This is a genomic window from Mycolicibacter senuensis (genome assembly GCF_003284925.1).
Lineage (GTDB): Bacteria > Actinomycetota > Actinomycetes > Mycobacteriales > Mycobacteriaceae > Mycobacterium > Mycobacterium algericum_A.
This window is the reverse complement of sequence record NZ_QMEX01000237.1, coordinates 1-3,263: the sequence shown is the minus strand read 5'-3', so window position 1 is coordinate 3,263 and position 3,263 is coordinate 1. Positions and strand designations below refer to the sequence as shown.

At 70.7% G+C, this 3,263-nt stretch carries 4 protein-coding genes; 2 read left to right on the top strand and 2 right to left on the bottom strand.

What is annotated here, in order from left to right:
• Nucleotides 1-209: 209 nt before the first annotated feature.
• Complete coding sequence (locus DQP56_RS25690; protein WP_112689443.1) at nucleotides 210-440, top strand: AbrB/MazE/SpoVT family DNA-binding domain-containing protein; 231 nt, start codon at nucleotides 210-212, stop codon at nucleotides 438-440.
• On the opposite strand, the gene DQP56_RS23405 is transcribed toward DQP56_RS25690, so the two are convergent.
• Entirely contained in the window at nucleotides 383-1,204 is an 822-nt protein-coding gene (locus DQP56_RS23405; RefSeq protein WP_112689441.1) for an RDD family protein, read from the bottom strand. The genes DQP56_RS25690 and DQP56_RS23405 overlap by 58 nt on opposite strands.
• An 86-nt stretch (nucleotides 1,205-1,290) precedes the next feature.
• Here DQP56_RS23405 and DQP56_RS23400 point away from each other — a divergent pair, with 86 nt between their 5' ends.
• Nucleotides 1,291-2,283: a stage II sporulation protein M gene (locus DQP56_RS23400; protein ID WP_112689439.1), complete on the top strand. Its 993-nt coding sequence runs from the start codon at nucleotides 1,291-1,293 to the stop codon at nucleotides 2,281-2,283.
• An 81-nt stretch (nucleotides 2,284-2,364) separates the two neighbouring features.
• Here the strand turns inward: DQP56_RS23400 and DQP56_RS23395 are convergent.
• A partial coding sequence (locus DQP56_RS23395; protein WP_133259021.1) for a DUF58 domain-containing protein occupies nucleotides 2,365-3,263 on the bottom strand: 899 nt, incomplete at its 5' end.

The window sequence follows — 3,263 nt, the reverse complement described above, 5'->3', positions numbered from 1 at the left end:
CGGGGTGGCGGCTCCGAACCCGAATCCACCGGACTGCTCAGGGTCGTGCGTGAAGGGTCCGTCGGGCGGACCGAAGGGGACATTCATAACCCACCTCGTGTGCTCTGGGGCCGAAAGCGTTCGTCGCTTCCGATACGGTCACGATATATCGGAATCTATCGGATCGGCAAGGCAGTGAGAACTGGGAATCCGCTGGCAATATCGCCCCAATGGCGGTCGTCATCGATTCCGTAGGCCGGATTGTGGTGCCGAAACCGCTGCGCGACGCGCTGGGATCGGCGCCCGGGACGGTGGTCGACGTCTCCCGGTACGGCGACGGGGTGCGCTCGGGCGCGCTCCACCTACGAGGCGCTGGGCGTCACCGTCGAACAACCCGACCGGGTCAGCGCGGTGGCGCGTACCCGCCCGGGCCCGCCGGCGGCCAGGACGGTGGCGGGTAGGGGATGGGCGGCCCGGCCTGCAGTCGGGCCAGCTCACGTTGATGGCGCTCGGCGAGCACTGCCGCCAGCACCAGTTCCGGCGGCGCGTCCGGCGGCGGGGGCGGTGAGATGTGGGCGAGCACCTCACCGGAGATCCGGTAGGCCATCATCTGTCTGGTGTGCGGATCGAGTTGTGCGGCGCGGCCGAGGAATTGCCTTGCCAGCTCGGCTGATTCGGATCGCAGCCCCGAGAGTTGCAGGGTGGATGCCCACCACGCCAGCCCGGGAGGCATCTGCGGTGGCGGCGCCGCGGCCGGCCCGCGTTCACTGATCACCATCGTGCCGGCGAAGATGTCGCCCAGGCGTTTCCCTCGCGGCGACAGCAGGCTGGTGATCACCGCCGGGCTGCCGGTCAGCGCCCAGATCTCCACCACGCCGGCCAGCGCCCGAAACAGCGCCTGCCGGAAGCGTTCCGGGCCGCCGTCGTCGGAGACCACCCGCAGTCCCATCGCCATCTTGCCCAGCGACCGGCCGCGGGTGAGGGTCTCGATGGTGACCGGATAGCCCACCAGCAGCACCACCGCGAAGATGATCATGATCGCGGCGGTCAGGGCGGCGTCGAAACGGCCGAGAGTCATCGCCCACAGCACCATCGAACACACGTAGGCCACCATGACGACGGTGATGTCGATCAGCGCGCTGACCGCGCGCACCGGCAGCTGCGCGATCGGTATGTCGAGAACGACGGCGTCGCCGGTCACCAGCTCGTGGCTGCGATTCGGCATAGCGCAGACGCTACCCGCCGATCCGGCACCGGCGGAGAACTCCTGGCCGTACCTATGGCGGGACCTGTCTCGCTACGCTCGACGCCGTGGATGTCGACGCCTTCGTGCTGACCCATCGCCCGGCCTGGGATCGGCTGGAGGAACTGGTGAAGAAGCGCCGGCGGCTCGACGGCGCCGAAATCGACGAGCTCGTGGAGCTCTACCAGCGGGTTTCCACTCACCTGTCGGTGCTGCGCTCGTCGTCGACGGATTCGGCGCTCATCGGCCGGCTCTCGGGATTGGTGGCACGCTCGCGTGCCGCCGTCACCGGTGCGCACGCCCCGCTGGCCTCGGAGTTCGTCCGCTTCTGGACGGTGTCGTTTCCGGTGGTGGCCTACCGGGCCTGGCGGTGGTGGCTGGGCACCGCCGCCGCCTTCCTGGCCGTCGCGGTGGTCATCGCAGCCTGGGTGGCCGGCGACCCCGACGTGCAGGCGCTGATCGGCACACCGGCCGAGCTCGACCAGCTGATCAACCATGACTTCGCCTCGTACTACAGCGATCACCCGGCCGGGGCCTTCGCGCTGCAGGTCTGGGTGAACAACTCCTGGGTGGCCGCGCGCGCCATCGCGTTCTCGGTGTTGCTGGGCCTGCCGATCCCGGCGCTGCTGTTGGCCAACGCCGCCAACCTCGGCGTGGCACTCGGGCTGATGTTCGGCGCCGGCCGGGGCGGTTTCATGCTCGGCCTGCTGGCGCCGCACGGCCTGCTGGAGCTGACCGCGGTGTTCCTGGCCGGTGCGGTCGGCATGCGGCTGGGCTGGATGGTGATCGCACCGGGCGACCGTCCGCGTGGACAGGTGCTCGCCGAGCAGGGCCGCGCTGTGGTCGCGGTCGCCGTGGGGCTCGTCGCGGTGCTGGCGGTGGCCGGGTTGCTGGAGGCGATGGTGACGCCCTCGCCCTTGCCGACGTGGCTGCGGGTGGGCATCGGGGTGCTGGCCGAGGCGGCGTTTCTGGCCTACGTGGTGCACTTCGGCCGCAAGGCGGTGGCCGCCGACGAGACCGGCGACATCGCCGACGCGCCCGACGTCGTCCCCACCGGCTGATTTCCTCCGCCGAGCAGACATGAAAGCCCCTTTTTCACACGCAATTTGGTGGCTTTCGCGACTGCTCGCCGACGAAAAGGATCAGAGTTGTCCGGCAGCCTTCATCGCCAGATAGGCATCGGCCAGTGCCGGCGCCAGGTCATCGGGCGGGGCGTCGATGACCCGCACGCCGCTGCGGCGCAACCTGGTCGCCAGCGCCTGCCGGTCGTTGCGGGCGCGTTCGGCGGCGCCCGCGTCATACACCGCGGCCGCGTCGGTGCGTCCCCGCGCCAGCCGTTCCACCCGCGGGTCGGCGACCGCAGCCAGGATCACCTGATAGTCCGCGGTCAGCTTCGGCAACACCGGCAGCAACCCCTCCTCGAGCGCGGAGGCGTTGAGGTCGGTCAACAGCACCACCAAGTTGCCTCGGCGGGCCCGCCGGGACAACACGGAAACCATTGCCGCGGCGTCGGATTCGACCAGCGCCGGCTGCAGCGGTGCCATGGCGTCGACGAGCTGGGCGAACAGCCGGCTGCGGGCGGCTCCGAACACACCGGCGCGGGTCACCTGATCGTGGGCGAGCAGATCGACGTGGTCCCCGGCGCGCAACGCCAACGCCGCCAACAACAGGGCGGCATCCATCGACCAGTCCAGCCGGGGCCAGCCCGCCGGGTCGCTCGCGGTCGGGTCGACCCCGATCCGGCCGGCCGCGGTCCGGCCGGTGTCGAGCACGATGACCACCCGCCGGTCCCGTTCCGGCCGCCAGGTCCGCACCACCACATCGGAGCGCCGGGCGGTGGCGCGCCAGTCGATCGAACGCACATCGTCGCCGACGACATACTCGCGCAGCGAGTCGAACTCGCTGCCCTGGCCGCGGACCAACGCCGGCAGATTCCCGTCGATCTCCCGCAGCCGCGCCAACCGTGCCGGCAGGTGCTTGCGGGACAAGAACGGCGGCAACACCCGCAGCCGTCCCGGCACCCGCCGGGACCGCTGCCGGC

Bases quoted from the DNA above. Each gene is read 5' to 3' on its own strand.
- DQP56_RS25690 (WP_112689443.1), top strand. From the start codon at position 210: ATGGCGGTCGTCATCGATTCCGTAGGCCGGATTGTGGTGCCGAAACCG.
- DQP56_RS23405 (WP_112689441.1), bottom strand. From the start codon at position 1,204: ATGCCGAATCGCAGCCACGAGCTGGTGACCGGCGACGCCGTCGTTCTC.